The sequence below is a fragment of the Streptomyces sp. NPDC096310 genome (assembly GCF_044763125.1).
Classification (GTDB): Bacteria; Actinomycetota; Actinomycetes; order Streptomycetales; family Streptomycetaceae; genus Streptomyces.
The window spans coordinates 170,419-190,860 of the sequence record NZ_JBIWFO010000010.1; the positions used below are offsets into that span (position 1 = coordinate 170,419).

Genomic DNA, 20,442 nt, shown 5'->3' on the forward strand with positions numbered 1-20,442 from the left:
TCCAGCCCACAGACTAACCAGTCGGTATGTCACGGGGAAGAGGAGTGGAGAACCACCGGGCGGCGTCGTTCCCCCGGCGGGCGTGGGGCGCTAGCCTGCGTGGCCATGACAGACGAAGGCCGCCCGGCGGGCGAACGGACGCCGACGCCGGACGGCCCGACGACCGCCGATCCGCGGAGGTAGCGCGATGAGCCTGTCCAGACGGGGACTGCTGGCCGCCGGTGGCGCGGTCGGCGCGGTGGGGGCCACGGGCGCGGCCCGGGCCCCCGCGTCACCGACCGCACCACCGTCCGAGCCGCCCGCCGCGCCGCGCTCCGGTCGCGGGGCGCACCGTACGCGCGTGAGGACCGGCTTCGACCGGCTGGCCGCCGACGGCTACCGGCTGCTCTCCGGCCGCACGGTCGGCGTCGTCACCAACCCGACCGGGGTCACCGCCGACGTACGCCACATAGTCGACGTGATGCACGCGGACGACCGGGTACGGCTGACCGCCGTCTTCGGCCCGGAGCACGGCTTCCGGGGTACGGCGCAGGCGGGCGGCTCGGAGGGGCGGTACGACGACCCGGCGACGGGCCTGCCGGTCTACGACACGTATCTCAAGAGCGGGCAGCCGCTGGCGGACGTGTTCACCGCCTCCGGCGTCGACACCGTCGTCTTCGACATCCAGGACGCGGGCGCGCGCTTCTACACGTACATCTGGACGCTGTACGACTGCATGGAGGCGGCGGCGCTCGCGGGCAAGCGCTTCGTCGTGCTGGACCGGCCCAACCCGGTCACCGGCCGCGCGGCCCTCGGCCCGGTCCTGCGGCCGGAGTTCGCGACATTTGTCGGCCGCCGGCCGATCGCGCAGGCGCACGGCATGACGGTCACGGAGCTGGCACGGCTCTTCAACGGCGAGTTCCTGGACCGTCCTGTGCCGCTGGAGACCGTACGGATGTCGGGGTGGGCGCGGGACGACTTCTTCGACGCGACGGGGCTGCCGTGGGTGCCACCGAGCCCCAACATGCCCACGCCCGAGACGGCGTTGGTGTACGCGGGGACCTGCCTCTTCGAGGGGACGAACCTGTCCGAGGGGCGCGGCACCACGCGCCCGTTCGAGTTGCTGGGCGCGGAGGGTGTGGACCGACGGTGGGCCGAGGCGGCGAACGCGCTGGAGCTGCCGGGGGTGCGCTTCCGTGAGGCGTACTTCGCGCCGACCTTCTCCAAGTTCCAGGGAAAGACGGTCGGCGGGGTCCAACTCCACGTCCACGACCGGGAGTCGTTCGACCCGGTACGGACCGGGATCGGGTTGCTGGTGACGGCGAAGCGGTCGTGGAGCGGGTTCGCCTGGCGCTCGGACCACTGGATCGACAAGCTGACAGGTTCGGCGGACGTCCGCACGATGATCGACGCGGGCGCGGAACCGGACGAGGTGGCCGACGCCTGGCAGGACCAACTGGCCGCGTTCCGCGCCGTACGGCGGAGGTATCTGCTCTACCGGTGATCCGCTCCACCGGTGGGGCGCTCTACCGGTGAGGCGCTCTACCGGTGAGGCTCCGGACCCTGCCGCGCGGCGGCCTTCGCGGGCCGCCGTCCCCGGGCGAGGCCGATGAGGGAGAGGCTGCCCGCGAAGCACCACAGGGCGATGACCGGGTCGCAGATCGCGCAGCCCAGCGACGAGTCGTGGAAGAAGGGGATCAAGGGGCTGCCCTTGAGGTGGTGGACGATGTCCCAGGCGGTGCGCAGCAGCCAGCCGACGCCGATGAACGTCCAGGAGTCCAGGCCCCGGTAGGCGGCGCCCGCGCCGGCGACCATGGCCGCGTTGAAGCGCCGCCGGTGCGGCTCACGGATGAGGGACATCAGCAGCGCGTAGAGGATGCCGATGCCGATGGGTATGACGTAGAGCATGTGCGGGCCCTTTTCCGGGGTTTGACGGTACGCCGCCGCGCGGCCGTCCGGTCCGGCGCGCCGCGGAGATCCCCACGCCAGGTCCGGCTCCGTACACCCCCCAGAGGACGGACAGGCCCCCATGGAATACGGCCACCGTCCTCCCCGCGCGGAAGCCCGCGCGCACACCCCGCGTGGAAGCCTGTACGCACACCCCGCACGGCCGATAACAGTCGGTAGCGGCTCGATTTCCGAGCGTCGCCAACAGGTGTCGTTGACCGCGCCGTTCAGCGGCCGTGAGAGTGCCTGTCGTGATCGACAACACCCTGTCCCCCACGTCCTCGGATCCCGCCGCGGACCCGCCGGAGCGCGCGGCGAGCCCGGAGAGCGCGCGCCGGGTGGCCGTGGCGAGCTTCATCGGCAACACCGTCGAGCTCTACGACTTCTTCCTCTACGGCATGGCGGCGGCGCTCGTCCTCGACGACGTCTTCTTCCCCAACCTCTCCCCCCTCAACGCGACGCTCGCCTCCTTCTCCACGTACGCGGTCGCCTTCGTGGCCCGCCCGATCGGCTCAATCGTCTTCGGCCATTTCGGCGACCGCGTCGGCCGCAAGTCCGTCCTGGTCGCCTCGCTGCTGCTGATGGGCCTGTCGACCGCGCTGGTGGGGCTGTTGCCCGGCTACGCCACCCTGGGTGTCTGGGCACCCCTGCTACTGGTCGTGCTCCGCTTCCTCCAGGGCATCGGGATCGGCGGCGAGTGGGGCGGCGCGGTGCTGCTCGCCGTGGAGCACGCGCCGCGCGGCCGGCGCGGGATGTACGCGGCCTTCCCCCAACTCGGTCCGCCCGTCGGGTTCTCCGCCGCCACCGGCGCCTTCTGGCTGGTCTCCGCGTCGCTCGACGAGGCGGCCTTCACGAGCTGGGGGTGGCGCGTTCCCTTCCTGCTGTCCTTCGTGCTGGTCGCCGTCGGCCTGGTGGTTCGGCTGAAGATCAGCGAAACCCCGGTGTTCACACGGTCCGTGACGGAGCGGGAGGCGAGCAGGGCGCCCACGATGGAACTCCTCCGGTGCCACAAGCGGGAGTTGCTGCTCGGCGCGGGCGCGATGGCCGTCGTGTACGCCCTCTTCTACACGTCGATGACCTACAGCCTGTCGTACGCGACGGCCGTCCTGGACGTGCCGCGCACCACGATGCTCAGTCTGTCCCTGGTCGCCTGTCTCTTCCTCGCGGCCGGTATCTGGCTCGCCGCCACCCGCTCCGACACGGCGGGCCGGCGCCGCCCGGCGCTCCTGGGGTGCGGGCTCGCGGTGATCTGGGGGCAGTCGCTGTTCCCCCTGCTCGACACCGGGCGGCCGGTGCTGATGGCGCTGGCGCTGGGCGGCGCGACGTTCTGCCTGGGGGTGGCGTCCGGCCCGATGGGCGCTTACCTGTCGGAACTGTTCCCCGCCCGGGTCCGCTACTCGGGCGCGTCCCTCGCGTACAACCTCGGCGGGGTCCTGGGCGGCGCGGTCTCCCCGCTGGTCGTGCCGCGCCTCCAGCCGGCCTTCGGTTCGGCGTCGGTGGGCTGGTACATCAGCGCGATGGCCCTGGTGTCGCTGCTGTGCGTACGGGCTCTGCCGGAGACGCGGGAACGGGAGCTTGACTGAGGCCCGGTCCGGGCCGGCGACTTTTGCCTGTCCGAACAGAACTTTGTCCTCTACCGGGCACTTGGAGGGCAAGCGGTGAGCACGGTCAAGGGCCGGACCCGATAACGGGACGCTGTTGGTCAATTCGGGGGTCGGTCCTGCTTCGCCCCGTCGAGCATGAGCTTGGCGGGGCGAAGTGCCGCGAAGTGGCTGGTGCGGGTGCGGGCTCGTGGTGTGTCGGTGAGGTGCGCGTCGATGCGGGCGAGGTTGATCGCGGCGCCGGTGAGTTGGTGCTGGAGGCTGGTCTTGTCCAGGCCCCGGTAGCGGGATCTGCGCAGGCCACAGCGCCCTACGGCCTGAGAGATGGTGTCTTCGACACCCGCGCGGATCTTGTAACGCTCTTTCCAGGCGTCGGTCTGCTGCTCGGCTCGGACGGTGCGGATGGCATCGTGTTCAGCCTGTCGCTGCCGCAGCATGAGTTCCCGGCGGCGGCCGGTGGCCGAGCTCACGCATGAACGCAGGTCGGGGCAAGGCCCGCAGCGGCTGTCGGGGAACCGCACCTGAATGACCGGTAAGCCCTTGGAATCAGCACGCGCGTACCACTTCGTGGCCGTGACACCGTTGGGGCAGGTCGCCTGCCGGCGTTCCCAGTCGATGGCGAACGCATCCAGCCCGAATGCGCCCTTGGCCTGGGATGACGTGTTGCCGGCCAGCGGGCCGTGCAGTTCGACACCGTACTCGGCCCGGGTGGTGAGGATCTGGGCGGCGGTGGGATACCCGGCATCCACCCAGTGCTCCGCGGGCAGGCAGTCACGGGTGGCGAGGGAGGCGTGGATCTCCTCGTTCATCGCGTTGTCCGCGACGGTCGCCACCGTGGTCACCACGTTGGTGACCAGGTTCGGAACGTCTCTCTCGCCGCAGGTCTCGGTGAGGTGGACTTTGTATCCGTCCCACATGGTGTCCCGTTTGACCCCGACACGGGCCTCCGGGTCATTTTGGGGAACCGGGCGTCCTCGGCCCTGGTGGCGTAGTGGCGGAACCAGTCCGGCTCCGCGACCTCGGACAGCCACTCCGGAGCCGGCTGCGCGAGCGCGTTCAACGCCGCACGCAGCGTCTCGGCTACCTGCTCCAGCCAGCACAACTCACGCGCCGACGACAGCACGTGCGAGGAGTCGGTACGAGCCCTGCCCGCGCTCTTGAGTAACCCCTTCTCGCGGGCCGCGGCCAGCACACCGTCCATGACCCGGCGCCCACCGTCCGCCCCGGCCATTCGGTCCCTGAACTCCGACAGCACCGAGAAGTCGAAGCCAGGATCGTCGAGGTGGAGCCCGAGCGCGTACTTGAAGTCGATCCGTGCCCGCACCGCCTCCGCGGCCTGGCGGTCGGTCAGCCCCTCCACGAACTGGAGCACCGACACCAGCGCCAGCCCGGCGGGTGACCAGGCAGGCCGGCCTCGTGAAGCGAACAGATCCGCGAAGTCCTCGTCGCGGAACATCGGCCCCAGTTCGTTCCGAACGCGGATCACCAGGCTTCCCTTGGGGAACGCGGCCCGCGCCACCCGCACCGTCTCCGCCGGAATCTCCCCCGGCCCCTTCGGCTGCATCGACATCGACACCCACCCCACACAGCAACGTCGGTCCCCATGACCACAACCGGGTCATGGGGACCGAGGTCACGCGAAGGGCCGAATAAACCAACAGCGTCCCGATAACGGATCCGGCCCACGGGTCACTCCCCGAGCGGGGCGCGCCTCGCCCCTCAGCGGTGCGAGGGAAACTCCACCACCTGCTGATACGTCGGCCTGTTCTGCCAGTTGACCTTCGGGTGGGTGATGCCGCCGAGCGCCCGGTGGATGATCGTGTCCGTGCACCACTGGTCGCCCGCCGAGCAGTTGTCGTCGCCCGGATAGACCGTGTTCGCCGGCACCGCCGCCGCTGTCTTCAGGGTCGCCAGCAGCAGGTCACGGCAGGCGCTGAGCGAGCCGCCGCCGCAGTAGGTCTTCGGCATGGCGCTCTGGACCGGGTCACCGAGGACCTGCCTGAGGTCCTTGTCGACATATCCCCACCAGCCGTACTGGAACGACGAGCCGCTGTGCGCGCCCGTCGGGCCGTGGCTGGAGGCCGGGGACTCGTCGATCGGCAGGGAGGCGGTGAGCGCGGTGTAGAGACCGTCGCCGAGGCCCGGTTTGAACTGTGCCTCCACCAGCCTCGGCCACCACGCGTCCATCGTGCGGACGGCCGCCGCGTTGCCGTACGTGTGCGAGCCCTGCGCGGTCTCCTTGCGGAGCGCGCCCGCCGCCCGCCAGGTCTCCAGTTGCTGGACGACGGTGTTGAGCGCGGAGTCGGTGACGGGCGCCGAGCGGATCACCTTCAGCAGCTCGGGCAGGACCTGTTCGCCCCGCAGGTCCGCCAGGGCCGCGTTCGCCATCGCGCGGGTGAGGGAGGCGCGGGTGACGCCGCCCGCGGCGACCAGGGCCCGTACCCGGTCGTCGAGCAGATCGCCCCGGTGGACCGCGCCGTAGCCGAATCCGGCGGCGTCGTAGTCCTTGGCCTGCCGGTTGTTCCAGGAGATGTAGTAGTCCTGCCCGATCGACCGCGGGTGCTGGGCGAAGGGGGTGTACGCGGACTCGTTGTACACCGGGTCGAAGCCCTGCCACTCGTACGCGCGCTCCGCCTTCACCGGGAGCGAGGCGTCGACACCGGACGCCCGGACCGGGTTCAGGCCGCTGTTGTAGTAGGCGGCGGTGCGGGAGTCCGCGTAGAACCAGTTGAAGGCATAACCGACCTTGTGTGCGGCCTGCTGGAAGGCGGCCGCGTCCGTCAGATACGCGGGGTCGTTGAACATCTGGAAGCCGATGATCGAGTCGGCCTCGTGGCGGTAGGTGGTACGCAGCGAGGTGTACGCGACGGGCTTGCCGCCGACGGTCGCGCGGTGCGTGACCATGCCGTACTTGGTGCGCCACACCTGGAGCCGGTAGGAGCCCTCGGCGGTGGAGTCGGCGGTGGTGGGCTTCCAGGCGTTCTTGCGCTCCATCTTCTCCATCGGGGTGCACACGGAGCGGAAGAGGTACGCCGTGGACGCCCTGGTGGGGGCCGATCCGTCGGGCTCGCACAGTTCGACCGCGTAGGTGTCGGTGATGTCCTGCTGCGAGGAGGTCGCGCTCCACGCGTAGTCCTGGCCCCGGCCCATCTGCACGTACATGCCGACGCCGGCGAAGGAGACACCACGGGCGCTGATCCCGGGACCCTGGAGCTCCTGGAGCATCATCAACTGTGGCGCGAAGTAGCCGGTTTGAGGGCCGAAGACGGCGATCGGATTGCCGCTCTTCGTGTGCGCGCCCGAGACCAGCAGCGCGTTGGACATGCCGCGCTTGGCGGAGAGGGACCCGGCCGGGACGACGCCGTCGTCGAAGATGCCCTGGAGCGGCTTCAGCTTCTCGGGGGCGTCGACGGGCGCCAGGGCCCTGGTGACGGCCGAGCCGGTCCTGTCGTACACGAGGGGTTCGGCGGTGACGGAGCCCGCGTCGGGCAGGGCGGTGCCGCGCGGCTGGTCGGGCTTCTGGGCGTACGGGAAGCTGGTGCCGTCATGGATGGTGAGGACGGCCTCGGGGTCGTTGCGCTGCCGGAAGGACTCCCAGACGGCGGTGCCTTCGGCCACACCGTACTTCTGCTGGGCGGCGAGGAGGGAGAGCGCGGCCTGCACCTCGCCGCCGCCTCCGCCGCCGAACTGGCCGCCGACGACCGAGGCGATGGAGATCAGGTCGGTGAGTTCGAAGGGCTGGATCTCCCCGGCGTTGGTGATGGAGTCGATCTTCCCGGTGAGGACGTACTCGCCGGGGAAGTAGCGGCCGTCCTTGGCCTTCTGGCGGTAGGCGTTGATGCCGTCGACATACGCCTGGGCGTCGGCCATGGCCTGCTCGCCGCGCGCGCCCTCGGTGGACCTGATCCGCTCGATCTGGGCCTCGTACTCGGCCTCGGTGTACGGGGCCGCGGGCCAGAACTGCTGCTCAAGGCCCTGGTTGGCGAGGGCGCCGCCGGCGAAGGAGGTCAGTTCACCGCGGCCGATGTGGCGGAAGAGATCCATCATCCAGAGCCGGTCCTGCCCGGCCGCGTAGCCGGCGCCGAACTCGGTGCCGTAGCGGGTGGTGCCCTTGATGTGCGGGACACCGGTCTTCTTGTCGCGGGTGATGGTGACGTCCGAGCGCGGCGAGGTGACGGACTCGACCTGGTCGGACGGTACGCCGAAGGAGGCGTCGTTGAAGAAGTCGGTGACCTTGGCGTCGGTGAGGCCGTCCTGTCCGGCCACCAGGGAGTCGTAGCGGCTGAGCTGGTCCGAGGCATGGGCGGGGAAGGTCCCGAACAGCCGGTTGCCGAGGATGTCGGCGAGGGTGGCGTTGCCGTTCTGTCCCGGCGGCAGGATGTCGGCGCACTGGCCCTGACAGTAGTCGGGGTCGGCGGCGGCGGGGGTCTGTGCGAGGGACGAGGCGGGTGCGGCGGTGGCCTGCGACTGGGGCGTCAGCAGGGCCGCGCCCAGCGCGAACACCGCGGCGGCGGTGAGGGTGGCGCGGTTGAGTCTTCCGGTGCGTCGTCGCATGGGGTGCTCCTCGGGGAGGCCGGTGCGCCGGAGGTTACCGGCGGTACAACTCACCGGTAAGGTGAACATCAGTCACGTTCTCCGGATCCCCACACCCGGCGCGCCCTCCGGTTCCTGTGTATCGGCTTCGAAAACCGCTCGATATGAACCGGAATGACCGAATTCATGGCTGCCATCTGTTTTTTGATGGAGCCGAATGGGGCAGGCGTACGTCCATTCCTCAACGCCGAACAGCGACGGAGGTGGCAGACGATGGCCGGATTCCGGAGTCTCGCGAGACAGGTGCGCGACCCGCGGTGCGACCTGGCCTTGCGACGGTATTCACTGCGCAAGTGCCTGGAGCGGTTCGCTCCTTACGGACACCGGGCGACCTGGGATCATCTGTGCGCACGCCACAGCATGGAGCCGGAGGACAGGGCGCCGGACCCGGCGCGGCTGACGGCCGCGCTGGAGGAGTTGGAAGAGGCGCGGGCCGTCTGGCTCGCGTACGAGATGGAGTTCGCCGAGCGGCGCAGGCGCGAGAAGCACGACGGGCTGAGGCGGCCCGGGAGCTGCGACGACTGGCACCGGCGGACCTGGGGCGGGAACGGCGTCGCACGGTGCGACGATCCGGCGGTCCATCCGTCGGAATCGCTCGCCGAGGTGCTGCGCCGGCTGATCTCGGGGCTGAAGAGCGGTCCCGGCGCTTCCTGCCCCGTCTGCGCGGAGCGAGGGTTCGTCTGGCGGCCCGACCTGTCGAACGAGCCGTGGTCGGGGCCGGTCTGCACGGGGTGCGGCATCGTCGTACCGCTGCCCGTCCTCACGTCCGAGGCGCTGGCCCGGGCGAAGCGGATGCGGCTGAAGGATCTGGCGTCGGTGGCATAGGGCCTGTGGGGGCGGGGCCGGGACGCGGCACGCCCCCACGGAGTCGGCACGGGACACGGCCCGCGGGCCCGCCCGGGGTCAGCCCGGAGCCGGGTCGGATCCCTTGGTGACGCGGCGCTCCGGCATCAGGCTCGAACCCGTCCGACGGTCACCGAAGACATCGTCGGGGTTGGACAGGACGCAGGTCTCCAGGGAGAGACAGCCACAGCCGATGCAGTCCGTGAGATGGTCCCGCAGCCGGCCGAGCTGCTTGATGCGTTCGTCCAGCGCCGTGCGCCAGGCCTCGGAGAGCCTGGCCCAGTCGTCGCGGTTGGGCGTGCGCTCCTCGGGGAGGCCCGCCAGGGCGTCCCGGATCGTCGCGAGCGGGATGCCGACCCGCTGGGCCGCCCGTACGAAGGCCACACGGCGCAGCATGTCCCGGGAGTAGCGGCGCTGGTTGCCGCTCGTCCTGCGGCTGGTGATCAGCCCTTTGGCCTCGTAGAAGTGCAGGGCCGAGACGGCGGCGCCGCTGCGCGCCGACAGCTGTCCGACCGTGAGTTCGCTGATCGTCTCGGGGATCTGTGGCATTCCCCGGAGCCTACTGCCCTCGTTGACATCGGCGGGCGCGCGCCACATGCTCATGCTGAGCAAGCGCTTGGACAGATGTGTGGGCGCGGATTTCCACTCCTTCGAGAGGCGGCACCAGGGACATGGCCGAGCCGAGGATCTTCACCTCAGCCGAGGAGCTGCGCGCCGGGGTCGGCGAGCAGTTGGGGCACAGCGACTGGCTGGAGGTCGACCAGAAGCGGATCGACCTCTTCGCCGAGGCCACCGGCGACCACCAGTGGATCCATGTGGACCCGGAGCGCGCCGCGACGGGCCCGTTCGGGACGACGATCGCGCACGGCTATCTGACGCTGTCGCTGCTGCCCGCGCTCGTACCGCAGGTCGTACGCGTCGAGAACGTGAGGATGGGCATCAACTACGGCACGAACAAGGTCCGTTTCCCCTCCCCCGTGCCGGTCGGCTCGCGGCTGCGGGCGACGGCCGTCCTCAAGGACGTCACCGAGGCGGGCGGCGGCGTCCAGATCACCACCCTCGTGACGATCGAGCGCGAGGGCGGCGAGAAGCCGGCCTGTGTGGCGGAGTCCGTGTCGCGCTACTTCTTCTGAGCCCCGCGACCGGGTCTACCCGGCCGGGCGCGCGGAGACCATGCGCAGGACGAGGTCGGCGTAGAGCGCGCCGACCTCGTCGGGTGTCCGGGGGCCCGCCGCGTTGAACCAGCGCGCCACGTCGATGCAGAGCGAGAGCACCGCGAGCGTCGTGCCGGGCACGTCGGGGACGTCGAACTCCCCGTCCCGTACGCCGTCGACGAGGATCCGCCGTATCGCCGCGTTGCTGCTGCGCCGCAGCTCGACGATCTCCGCGCGGTGCTCGGCGCCGAGCGCGTCCAGCTCGTACTGGACGACGCGCGCCGTGGTGTGCCGCTCCGCGTGCCAGCGGACGAAGGCGCGGACGGCGTCGGAGAGGCGCTGCGCCGCCGTGCCCTCGCCGTCCGCCGCGGCCGTCAGCAGCTCCAGGGCGCTGTCGTGGCCGATCCGGCTGATGCGGTGGAGCAGTTCTTCCTTCGTCTTGTAGTGGATGTAGAGCGCCGCCGGGCTCATCCCCGCGCGTCCCGCGATGTCACGGGTGGTGGTGGCGTGATAGCCGCGTTCGGCGAACGCCTCGACGGCGGCGACCAGCAGCTTCCTGGCCGCCTCAGGGGTGACCTCACCCCACGGCGTGTTCTCGCCGTCCGCCGTCTGCTCCGCCGTGCGCATCGCACGCCCCTTCCGTTCGGCCGTCCATTCGACAGGACGCACACCATACCCCGGCGGTGAGCAAGCGCTTAGAGGTCAGAGCTTCTGGAAGGGGTCGTGCTCGGCGAGGATCTTCTCCAGCCTGGCCTGGTCGACCCGGCTGACGAGCTGTCCGGCCTCCTGGCGGTCCCTGATCACCTTGGCGAGGGTGAACGCCGAGGTGGTGAGGTAGAGGACGGCGATGCCGAGGAAGCCCCGTACCCAGGCGCTGGCGTCGAGTTTGACGATACCGACGGTCATGGCCACGAGCGCGAGGCCGAAGGAGGCGACGGCCTGCACGTAGTAGGCCGGGCTGATCTGCTGCTTGACGGGTGTGTCGGTCATGCGGGACAGCTTCCGCCGCTGTGGCGGGGGCCACATCCGTACAGCTACTCAGAGCGGCTACTCAGGGCCCGCGTTCACGGCACCCGTGGCGCCGGGCGGCAGACGGCGGTATACGGCGCGGTTCGGCGCGCCGCGGCACCGTGCGGTATCCGAGCACCCGTATGCCCGCCGGGGTCCTGGTGATCCTGGTCGTCCACTGCCCGCACCGGCGGGCACGGTGCCGCACGCGTCAGGCGTCGAGTCCGGGCTGGTCCCTGGGGGCGGGGCAGATCCGCCGGCCGAAGTCGTCGAAGACGTAGAGGTGCGCCAGGTCGACCAGGAGCGGCACCTGCGCGCCCGTACGCAGCCGCATGTCGGGGCCGGTACGGACGACCAGGTCGCTCGCGGCGATGGAGGCGCGTTCGGGGCTGTGCGCGGCGGGCTCCGGCGGGGGCGCCTGCTCGTCCACCGCCACGCCGCCGTCACGGCCTCCGGAGCCGTTGCCGCCGACCGCCCGGCCGCGCAGCCGGTCCAGCAGCCCGGGACCGCTGCGGCGGCGGCGTACGGCGGACTTGGGGCGGGGCGATTCGAGATCGGAGACCACGGCGGGCCGCGAGCCGATGTCGAGATGGACGAGCGCCTCGTGGCCCTGGTACTCCATGTGCTCGACGATGCCGCTCAGGGCCACCTCGCCCGACCGTGCCTGGCTCGGCGGGGCGATCCTGGCCGCCTCGGAGCGCAGCCCGACGATGATCTGCCGGCCCTGCTGGATACGGAGCAACTGGTGGTCGGAGCTGAGGGGTTCGGGCAGCGGCAGCCGCTGGCGGCCGAGGTCGATCGACATCCGGCCGTCGAGCGGCGCGTGCACGACGGCCTGGAGCAGATTGATCCGCGGGGTGCCGATGAACGCGGCGACGAACACGTTCTCCGGCAGGGCGTACACCTCACGCGGCGCGCTGACCTGCTGGAGCACCCCGCCGCGCATCACCGCCACCCGGTCCCCGAGGGACATCGCCTCCGCCTGATCGTGTGTCACATAGACGGTGGTGACGCCGAGTTCGGCGGTGAGCTGGGCTATCTCGGCGCGCAGATGGCTGCGCAGCTTGGCGTCGAGGTTGGAGAGCGGTTCGTCCATCAGGAAGGCCGAGGGGCGCCGGGAGATGGCCCGGCCCATCGCGACGCGCTGGCGCTCGCCGCCGGAGAGCTGGCTGGGATAGCGGTCGAGGACGCTCTCGATGCCGAGCATGCGGGCGGTGGCCTCGACGCGCGCGGTGCGGTCCTCGTTCGGGTTCTCCAGCCGGAGCGGAAAACCGATGTTGTCGCGGTTGGTCATCGACGGGTAGAGCGCGAAGTTCTGGAACACCATGGCCATACGGCGTTCCCGCGGCGGCATGTGGTTGGCATATTCACCGTCGAGGAAGAGATCTCCGTCGGTGATGTCCTCCAGACCGGCGATCATACGGAGCACGGTCGATTTACCGCACCCCGAGGGGCCGAGGAGCACCAGGAACTCGCCGGGCGCGATATCGAGGGAGAACCGGTCGACCGCGCGGGCCGTCCGTCCGTATGCCTTGCTGACGCTGTGCAGGGAAATGGCGCGAGTCATGAATGGTTCCGCCCGGAAGAGGAAGGTGGAGCGGCTGCGAACGCCTGAAGTTAGCCGACTACGCGCGGTCAGGGAATGATTCGCGCGAAGGTTCCACCGCACTCCCACGACCGTGCGCCCCGTCGCCCACCCCGCCGCTCCCGCCCCCGCTCGCCCCGTCGCCCTCCCCGCCGCTCCCGCCGCCGCTCGCGCCCGCGCCTCCGCCGCCGTGTCCGCTCTCCCGTCCGCCGCGCGCCGCGTCCGGTTTCCTCGGCCCGAGGGCGGCGGCGCCCACCAGCAGCGCACCGAGCATCAGGAACGGCGCGCCCGTGCCCGCGACGCCCGCGACCAGCCCGGCGGAGGCCGGTGCGGCGACCTGCCCGAGGCGGTTGCCGGTGAGGCGCAGGGCGAGCGCGGTGGAGCGGGCGCCGTCCGGGGCGGCCCGTACGACGGTCGTCATCGACAGCGGCTGGCCGACGCCCAGACAGAAGCCGAGCGCGGCGAGCATCAGCGCGAGCCCCCACACCGGTACGGGCAGGGCGATCCCCGCGCAGAGCAGCCCGCCGAGCAGACAGGTGGCGGTGAGCAGGACCGTACGGCCGGCCAGGCGCAGCATGGGGGGCATCACCAGGCGGCAGGCGATGGTGGCGGCGGCGCGCAGGCTGAGCAGGGCGCCGATCACGGCGGGCGCGATGCCCCGTTCCTCCCCGACGACCGGCAGATAGGCGGTGAGGATGTCGGTGGCCGAGAGCACGGCCAGGCTGATGAAGATCCCGGCGGGTACGCCCCTGGTGCGCAGGATGCGGTGGACGGGGACCCGGCCGCCGGCGCGGCCGGGCGCCACGACGGGGGTACGGGCCTCGACGCGCCACAGCGCGGTGAAGGAGACCGCGGCCACCGCGGCGGCGACGAGCAGTGCCAGCGCGCTCGTACGGGCCATCGCGCCGCCCTGGCCGGAGACGACGAGACCGGCCGCGGCGGGGCCGGCGAGCTGGCCGAGGGAGGCGCCGATGGTGAAGTGGCCGAAGTTGCGGTCCTGTTCGGCGGGCGCGCTGCGGCGGGCGACGATCGACTGGGCGCCGATGACGAAGCAGAGGTGGCCGAGGCCCATCACCCCGCTCCAGGCGGCGAGTTCGGTGAGGGAGCCCGCGAGACCACTGAGGGCGCACCCGGCGGAGATGAGGACGACGCCGCTGACGAGCAGCGGGACGCAGCGTCCGTGATCGGTCCGGCGGCCGAGGGGTACGGCTGCGAAGAGCGGCAGCAGCGCGTACACGGCGGTGATCACGCCGATGGCGCGCTCGTCGGCGCCGACCGACAGCGCCCGGTAGGAGACGGCCGGCCGCGCCATCGACACCGCGCCCTGGGCGAACCCGAAGGCGATGACGAGGCGCAGGAGCCAGCTTCTCCCACCGGGCGGCACATCGTGTGCGGGGTTCTCGGTCATCAGATGATGCCGAAGACTACCCCGGCGGCGAGCACGACCAGCGCGGTGAGCGCGGCCCATTTGACGGTGAAGCGGGTGTGGTCGCCGAACTCGACCTTCGCCATGCCGACGAGGACGTAGACGGCGGGGACGAGCGGGGACGACATGTGCAGCGGCTGGCCGACGAGGGAGGCGCGGGCGATCTCCAGCGGGGAGACACCGTGTGCGGCGCCGGCCTCGGCGAGGACGGGCAGGACGCCGAAGTAGAAGCCGTCGTTGGACATGAAGTAGGTGAGCGGCAGGCTCAGTACACCGGTGACGATGGCCATGTGCGGGCCCATGCCGTCGGGGATGGCGCTCACGAGCCAGTCGGCCATGTTCTGGACCATGCCGGTACCGGTGAGGACGCCGGTGAAGACAGCCGCGGCGAAGACCATGCCCGCGACGTTGAGGACGTTGTCGGCGTGGGCGGCGATACGGGCCTTCTGCTCGGCCATGTTGGGGTAGTTGACCGTGAGGGCGAGGGCCGCGCCGAGGAGGAAGAGCACCGGGATCGGCATCAGTTGCATGATCATGGCGGTGAGGAGCACGACGGTCAGCCCGGCGTTGAACCAGTAGAGCTTGGGCCGCAGGGTGGCGCGCTGGGGGTCGAGTCCCTGGAAACCGTCGTCCTCGGGCTCGTCCGCCTCGCCGGTGCCGCCGACCGTACCGGCGGCGGAGGCGCCACCGGCGCCCGTACCCGTACCGGATCCCGCGCCGGAGCCCGCACCGGCGCTCGCGCCCGTGCCGTTGCCGCCGCCGGTCTTCACGAGAAGCTGCTCGGTCTTCTTCCCGGAAGTACCGGACGTCCCGGACGTCCCGGACGTCCCGGACGTCCCGTCCGTCGTCCCGGTGGCCGTGTCCGTCTTCAGCGCCTCGTCCAGCGTCAGCACGCCCAGCCGCTTGCGCTCCCGGATGCCGAGGACGTAGGCGAGGATCAGCACGCAGAGCAGTCCGACGGCGAGCGCCGGGATCATCGGGACGAAGACCTCGCCCGCGTCCACCTTGAGCGCGGTGGCGGCGCGGGCCGTCGGGCCGCCCCAGGGGAGGGTGTTCATCACGCCGTTGGCGGTGGCGGCGACGCCGGTCATCACGACGCGGCTCATCCCGAGCCGCTTGTACAGCGGGTACATCGCGGAGACGGTGATCATGAAGGTGGTCGAGCCGTCACCGTCCAGCGACACGATCGAGGCGAGCACCGCGGTGCCGACGACGATCCGCATCGGATCCGCCTTGCAGAACCGCAGGATGCCTCGGACGATCGGGTCGAAGAGGCCGACATCGATCATCACACCGAAGTAGACGATGGCGAACATCAGCATCGCGGCGGTGGGCGCGAGGTCGCCGACGCCCTTGATGACATAGTCGCCCAACTGCGCGCCTTGTCCGACTATGACGCAGAAGAGTGCGGGTATGAGCACCAGTGCCGCGATCGGCGACATCTTCTTCATCATGATCAGCACCAGGAAGGTGGCGATCATGACGAAGCCGAGGATGGTCAGCATGGAAGGCCTCTCACGTTCACCTTTGAACTGCCGCCGGGGGCGGCGGTGCGGATGACGTTAGGGCGCTGTTCTCCGCGTTAACAAGATGTTGACATGCGAGCAATACGAGCAGAACCCCAGGTCACGGCGGGGGCGGTACGAGCCGGCGGTCAGTTCGGACCCGGCGGGGCGAGGGCCGCGGGGGTCAGTTCGACGGGGAATCCGTTGAGTACGGCCGTACCGGAGAGCGGGTCGAGCCGGGAGCCGTCGAGAAGCTGGTTGACGTTGACACCGGGCCGTGCGCTCGCCACGGACGTCCTGGTGCCGGGGCGGTCGTGGCCCCAGCCGTGCGGCAGGCTCACCACACCGGTCCGTACGGTGTCGGTGATCTCCACCGGCGCCTCCAGCACCCCTCCGGCGGCGGTGACCCGGGCGAGGGCGCCGTCGTGGAGGCCGATCCTGGCGGCGTCCTCGGGGTGGATCTGGAGGGTGCAGCGGTTGGAACCGCCGTTCAGGGCACGGACGTTGTGCAGCCAACTGTTGTTGGAGCGCAGATGGCGCCGCCCGACCAGGACGAGCCCGGCGGGCCGGGCGGCGAGGGCGGCGCGGAGCCGGGGCAGATCGGCGGCGATCGGCGCGGGGAGCAGTTCGATCCGTCCGCTGCGGGTGCGCAGCGGTCCCGGCAGGCGCGGGCGCAGCGGGCCGAGGTCGATGCCGTGCGGATGCTCCAGCAGCCGCGCCAGACTGAGCCCGGGCGTACCGGCGCGGGCACCGGGTGCGCCGCCGTCCGTCCCCGCCGCGCCGGCGCCGGCCGTCTCCGCCGTACGGGTGCGGAAGCCGTCCCCGTACGGGCCGAGGCGCAGCCTGAGGTCGAGCCGGCGCTCCGGGCCGCTCTCGCCGGTGAGGAGGGCGGCCAGTTCGCCGGGATCGCGGCCGTGGACCGGTGTGTGCGGGTCGGCGACGGCTTTGGCCAGCTCCCGGGCGATCGCCAGGTCGTCCACGGTGGCGGGGTCGGCGCCGTGCGCCCCGCTCACCGCGAGGATCAGCCGGGCGTGGATCTCGCTCTCGTCGGGCTGCCCCTCCTCCAGCGGGACGGCGGCCCGGGTGTAGCGGACCTGGTTGCGTACGGCGAAGCCGTTGAAGGCGAAGTCGAAGTGCGCGCTTCTGGCCGGTGGCGGCGGGGGCAGGACGACATCGGCGTGGCGTGAGGTCTCGTTGAGATACGGGTCGACGCTGACCATGAAGTCCAGCCCGGCCAGGGCCCGGTCGAGCCGGTCGCCGTCGGGCGCGGAGAGCACCGGGTTGGCGGCGAGGGCGATCACCGCGCGGATCCTGCCCTCCCCTGGGGTCTCGATCTCCTCGGCGAGCGCGGCGAGGGGCAACTCCCCCTTGGCCTCCGGGTGTCCGGCGACCCTGCTGGTCCAGCGGCCGAGCGCGAACCCCTTGCCGGGCCCTGGCGGACGTGGCGCGCGGTCGGTGGCCGAGAGGGGGAAGAGCGCACCGCCGGGCCGGTCGAGGTTGCCGGTGAGCAGGTTCAGTACGTCGACGAGCCAGCTCGCCAGGGTGCCGTACTCGACCGCGCTGCTGCCGATCCGGCCGTAGACGGCGGCGGTGGGCGCCTCGGCCAGCTCCCGGGCGAGCGCCCGGATCTCCCCGGCGGTCAGGTCGCAGGCCGGGGCGACGGCCTCCGGGGTGAAGTCCCGTACGGCGGCCCGGAGATCGTCCATCCCCTCGGTCAGCTCCGCGAGCGGTCCCGGGTCGGTGAGCTTCTCCTCGAAGAGGACCTGGGCGAGGGCGGCGAGCAGCAGGGCGTCGGTGCCTGGGCGGATCGCCAGGTGCCGGTCGGCGAGGCGCGCCGTCCTGGTGCGGCGGGGGTCGACCACGGTGAGCGTGCCGCCCCGTGCGCGCAGTGCCCTGAGCCGGCCGGGGAAGTCGGGCGCGGTGCAGAGACTGCCGTTGGACTCCAGGGGGTTGGTGCCCAGGAGCAGCAGATGGTCCGTACGGTCCAGGTCGGGTACGGGGATGGCGAACGGATCCCCGAAGAGCAGTCCGCTGGAGACATGCTTGGGCATCTGGTCGAGGGTGCTGGCGGTGAAGAGGTTACGGGTGCGGAGCGCGCCCAGCAGGAGCGGCGGGTAGAGGGACCCGGCGACGGTGTGGACGTTGGGGTTGCCGAGGACGACGCCGACGGAGTCCGGGCCGTGTGCGGCGGCGAGCGGCGGCAGCCGGGCGGCGATCAGCTCGTACGCCTCCTGCCAGCTCGCCTCCCGCAGTGCGCCGCGCGCCCCGTCGAGGCCGTACGCGCGGACGAGGGGCAGGCGCAGCCGGTCGGGGTCGGCGTCCAGTTCGCCGAAGGAGGCTCCCTTGGGGCAGATGAAGCCCCGGCTGAAGATGTCGTCGCGGTCGCCGCGCGCGCCGGTGACGGTGGTGCCCTCGATGGTGAGGGTCAGTCCGCAGGTGGCTTCGCAGAGGGGGCAGATGCGCGGTGCCGTACGGGGCATGGTTCCTCCGGGGGCGGCGGCAGCGGTGACGCGCGGGCGGCGCCGGGCCGGGCAGCGCGCCCCCCGAGCATACCGACCGGTACGGATGGCGGAAGGGGTCGCGCGGAACGTCTCCGGCGGCGGTGCGGCCCGTCCGGCGGCGGCGGTGCGGCCGGGCGGGCGGTACGGCCCTTTCAGTCGAGCGTCCTCGCGAGATAGCCGCGCAGCAGCTCCCGGGTCTCCGCGACGATCTCCGGCTCGCCCGCCGCGTCCGTACGGAAGGCGAGCTGGAGCAGCGCGTCGGCGGCCTCGACGGCGACCAGGACCGTACGGTGCAGCGCCGCGTCCGGGACGCGGCCGACATGCGCGGCGAGCAGTTCGGTGAGGCGGCGGGCGACCCGGTGGTTCGGGTCGGAGTCCGGGTCGCCCCGGCCGGGGGCGGACGCGGGGCGGTGGCCGCCGAGCGGGAGCTGCGCCCCGAAGTCGACCAGGGAGAAGCCGGGCACGGTGCGCTTCATGGCCAGGTACTCGTCGAGCAGCGCGTCGACCGCCCCGCGCCAGTCCCCCGCGTCGAGCCGGGCGAGACGGTCGGTGACGTGCGTGGCGTAACGGTCCAGATTACGGCGGGCCAGGGCGTCCGCCATGGCCCGCTTGTTGCCGAAGAAGCGGTAGACGGAGCCGATGGGGACGCCCGCGCGGGCGGCGACGGCGCGGGTGGAGAGCTGTTCGTACCCCGTCTCGTCGAGGAGTACGGCGCAGGCGTCGAGGATCCGGGCGAGCCGCTCCGTGCTCCGGCGCTGGACGGGGACCCGGCGTAAACCGGCGTCGTCCCCGTCCGCCGCGCCGACGGTGGCGGGCTGTGGGTTCGTACGGTCGCGTGACACGGGCTCCATGATGCCGCGCGGCCCCGTTGACGTGCCCCGGGGTCAATCCTACGGTTGAGCATAGGATTGAGCCCGGGGTTCGCGAGGCCCCGGACCCCCTCGACCAGGGAGCGGACGATGAGCGGCATCGAGCGGGCACGGAAGGCGGCCACGGACCTCGGCCACTCCCCCGGCTTCGGCAACGAGCACAGTTCCGAGGCGGTGCCCGGGGCGCTGCCGCACGGCCGCAACGCGCCGCAGCGCGCGCCGCTCGGGCTCTACGCGGAACAGCTCAGCGGCAGCGCCTTCACCGAACCCCGGGCCCACAACCGCCGTTCGTGGCTCTACCGCATCCGCCCCTCGGCGGCGCATCCGCCGTTCGTACGGATCGACAGCGGCGCGGTGCGCGGCGCGCCGTTCACGGAGTCGGTGCCCGACCCCAACCGGCTGCGCTGGAACCCGCTGCCCGAACCGCCGCCGGGCACCGACTTCCTGGCCGGCCTGTGGACTCTGGGCGGCAACGGGGACGCGGGCCGGCGCTCGGGGATGGCGGTGCATCTGTACCACGCCAACGCCCCCATGACGGACCGGGTGTTCAGCGACGCGGACGGCGAACTGCTGATCGTCCCCGAGCGCGGCGGACTGCTGCTCCGTACGGAACTGGGCCTGCTCGCCGCCCGTCCCGGCGAGGTGGCGCTGATCCCGCGCGGGGTGCGGTTCCGGGTCGAGCCGCTGGACGACACGGTGCGCGGGTACGTCTGCGAGAACTACGGACGGCCGTTCGTGCTGCCCGACCTCGGCCCGATCGGGGCCAACGGCCTGGCCAACGCACGGGACTTCCTCGCACCGGTCGCCGCGTACGAGGATGTCGAGCGGCCCACCCAGGTGATCAACAAGTACTGCGGGAACCTGTGGTCGGCCACCTACGACCACTCACCGCTCGATGTCGTCGCCTGGCACGGCAACCATGTGCCGTACGTCTACGACCTGCGGCGCTTCAATGTGATCGGGTCCATCAGCTACGACCACCCCGACCCGTCGATCTTCACCGTGCTGACCTCGCCGTCCGACACCCCGGGGCTCGCGGGCGTCGACTTCGTGGTCTTCGCGCCGCGCTGGCTGGTCGGGGAGGACACGTTCCGGCCGCCGTACTTCCACCGCAATGTGATGAGCGAGTACATGGGCCTGATCGAGGGCGCGTACGACGCGAAGACCGCCGGTGAGGGCGGGTTCGTGCCGGGTGGCGGCTCGCTGCACAACATGATGTCGGCGCACGGTCCCGACCGGGAGACCTTCGACCGGGCGAGCGCGGCCGAGCTGCGCCCGCAGAAGATCGACGACGGCCTCGCATTCATGTTCGAGACCCGCTGGCCGGTGACGCTGTCCGGCCAGGCGGCGGAGGCGGCCCATCTCCAGCGGGGGTACGACGAGGTGTGGCAGGGTCTTGAGCGCCACTTCAGGCCCTGACTCGTCCTGGGA

General features: G+C 71.6%; 15 protein-coding genes and 1 pseudogene. 5 read left to right on the forward strand and 11 right to left on the reverse strand.

The features are described 5' to 3' along the window. Positions 1-187: 187 nt before the first annotated feature. Positions 188-1,483: an exo-beta-N-acetylmuramidase NamZ domain-containing protein gene (locus ACIQ7D_RS20855; protein WP_403939561.1), complete on the forward strand. Its 1,296-nt coding sequence runs from the start codon at positions 188-190 to the stop codon at positions 1,481-1,483. A gap of 38 nt (positions 1,484-1,521) precedes the next feature. On the opposite strand, the gene ACIQ7D_RS20860 is transcribed toward ACIQ7D_RS20855, so the two are convergent. Next, entirely contained in the window at positions 1,522-1,887 is a 366-nt protein-coding gene (locus tag ACIQ7D_RS20860) for a DUF6010 family protein (RefSeq protein ID WP_403939563.1), read from the reverse strand. A gap of 293 nt (positions 1,888-2,180) precedes the next feature. Between ACIQ7D_RS20860 and ACIQ7D_RS20865 the strand changes: the two genes are divergently transcribed. Next, a complete protein-coding gene (locus tag ACIQ7D_RS20865; protein WP_403939709.1) occupies positions 2,181-3,509 on the forward strand; it encodes an MFS transporter in 1,329 nt (442 codons plus the stop codon). 119 nt (positions 3,510-3,628) lie between these two features. Here the strand turns inward: ACIQ7D_RS20865 and ACIQ7D_RS20870 are convergent. Both ACIQ7D_RS20870 and ACIQ7D_RS20875 read right to left on the reverse strand, forming a co-directional pair. Then, a pseudogene (locus ACIQ7D_RS20870) lies at positions 3,629-5,097 on the reverse strand (transposase). A gap of 149 nt (positions 5,098-5,246) precedes the next feature. Further along, positions 5,247-8,081 carry a penicillin acylase family protein gene (locus ACIQ7D_RS20875; RefSeq protein WP_403939565.1) on the reverse strand — a complete coding sequence of 945 codons (2,835 nt, stop codon included), beginning with the start codon at positions 8,079-8,081 and terminating at the stop codon, positions 5,247-5,249. A gap of 252 nt (positions 8,082-8,333) precedes the next feature. Here ACIQ7D_RS20875 and ACIQ7D_RS20880 point away from each other — a divergent pair, with 252 nt between their 5' ends. Continuing rightward, positions 8,334-8,945 (forward strand): hypothetical protein, encoded by a 612-nt coding sequence (locus ACIQ7D_RS20880; RefSeq protein ID WP_403939568.1) that lies wholly within the window; start codon positions 8,334-8,336, stop codon positions 8,943-8,945. A gap of 78 nt (positions 8,946-9,023) precedes the next feature. Here the strand turns inward: ACIQ7D_RS20880 and soxR are convergent, their stop codons facing one another. Further along, the gene (soxR, locus tag ACIQ7D_RS20885; RefSeq protein WP_403939570.1) at positions 9,024-9,512 is read right to left on the reverse strand and encodes a redox-sensitive transcriptional activator SoxR; all 489 of its coding nucleotides are present in this window, start codon (positions 9,510-9,512) and stop codon (positions 9,024-9,026) included. A 122-nt stretch (positions 9,513-9,634) separates the two neighbouring features. On the opposite strand from soxR, the gene ACIQ7D_RS20890 reads away from it, so the two are divergent. After that, positions 9,635-10,096, forward strand: coding sequence for a MaoC family dehydratase (locus ACIQ7D_RS20890; protein ID WP_403939572.1), 462 nt, complete (start codon positions 9,635-9,637; stop codon positions 10,094-10,096). A 15-nt stretch (positions 10,097-10,111) separates the two neighbouring features. Here the strand turns inward: ACIQ7D_RS20890 and ACIQ7D_RS20895 are convergent, their stop codons facing one another. The 7 genes from ACIQ7D_RS20895 to ACIQ7D_RS20925 all read right to left on the reverse strand — a co-directional run bounded on the left by ACIQ7D_RS20895 (position 10,112) and on the right by ACIQ7D_RS20925 (position 18,993). Continuing rightward, on the reverse strand, positions 10,112-10,744 hold the full coding sequence (locus tag ACIQ7D_RS20895; RefSeq protein ID WP_403939574.1) for a TetR/AcrR family transcriptional regulator: 633 nt from the start codon (positions 10,742-10,744) through the stop codon (positions 10,112-10,114). Between the two features lie 75 nt (positions 10,745-10,819). After that, positions 10,820-11,107, reverse strand: coding sequence for a YiaA/YiaB family inner membrane protein (locus ACIQ7D_RS20900; protein ID WP_384993293.1), 288 nt, complete (start codon positions 11,105-11,107; stop codon positions 10,820-10,822). A gap of 229 nt (positions 11,108-11,336) precedes the next feature. Continuing rightward, complete coding sequence (locus ACIQ7D_RS20905) at positions 11,337-12,692, reverse strand: ABC transporter ATP-binding protein (RefSeq protein ID WP_403939576.1); 1,356 nt, start codon at positions 12,690-12,692, stop codon at positions 11,337-11,339. Positions 12,693-12,750: 58 nt separating this feature from the next. After that, positions 12,751-14,118 (reverse strand): MFS transporter, encoded by a 1,368-nt coding sequence (locus ACIQ7D_RS20910; protein WP_403939578.1) that lies wholly within the window; start codon positions 14,116-14,118, stop codon positions 12,751-12,753. Beyond that, positions 14,118-15,641 (reverse strand): CitMHS family transporter, encoded by a 1,524-nt coding sequence (locus ACIQ7D_RS20915; RefSeq protein WP_403939580.1) that lies wholly within the window; start codon positions 15,639-15,641, stop codon positions 14,118-14,120. Before ACIQ7D_RS20915 ends, ACIQ7D_RS20910 begins: the two co-directional genes overlap by 1 nt. A gap of 149 nt (positions 15,642-15,790) precedes the next feature. Next, positions 15,791-18,121, reverse strand: a complete 2,331-nt coding sequence (locus ACIQ7D_RS20920; RefSeq protein ID WP_403939582.1) for a molybdopterin oxidoreductase family protein — start codon at positions 18,119-18,121, stop codon at positions 15,791-15,793. A 173-nt stretch (positions 18,122-18,294) separates the two neighbouring features. Beyond that, positions 18,295-18,993 (reverse strand): TetR/AcrR family transcriptional regulator, encoded by a 699-nt coding sequence (locus ACIQ7D_RS20925; protein WP_403939584.1) that lies wholly within the window; start codon positions 18,991-18,993, stop codon positions 18,295-18,297. A gap of 108 nt (positions 18,994-19,101) precedes the next feature. On the opposite strand from ACIQ7D_RS20925, the gene hmgA reads away from it, so the two are divergent. Beyond that, positions 19,102-20,430 carry a homogentisate 1,2-dioxygenase gene (gene hmgA / locus ACIQ7D_RS20930; protein ID WP_403939586.1) on the forward strand — a complete coding sequence of 443 codons (1,329 nt, stop codon included), beginning with the start codon at positions 19,102-19,104 and terminating at the stop codon, positions 20,428-20,430. The last annotated feature ends 12 nt before the right edge of the window (positions 20,431-20,442 follow it).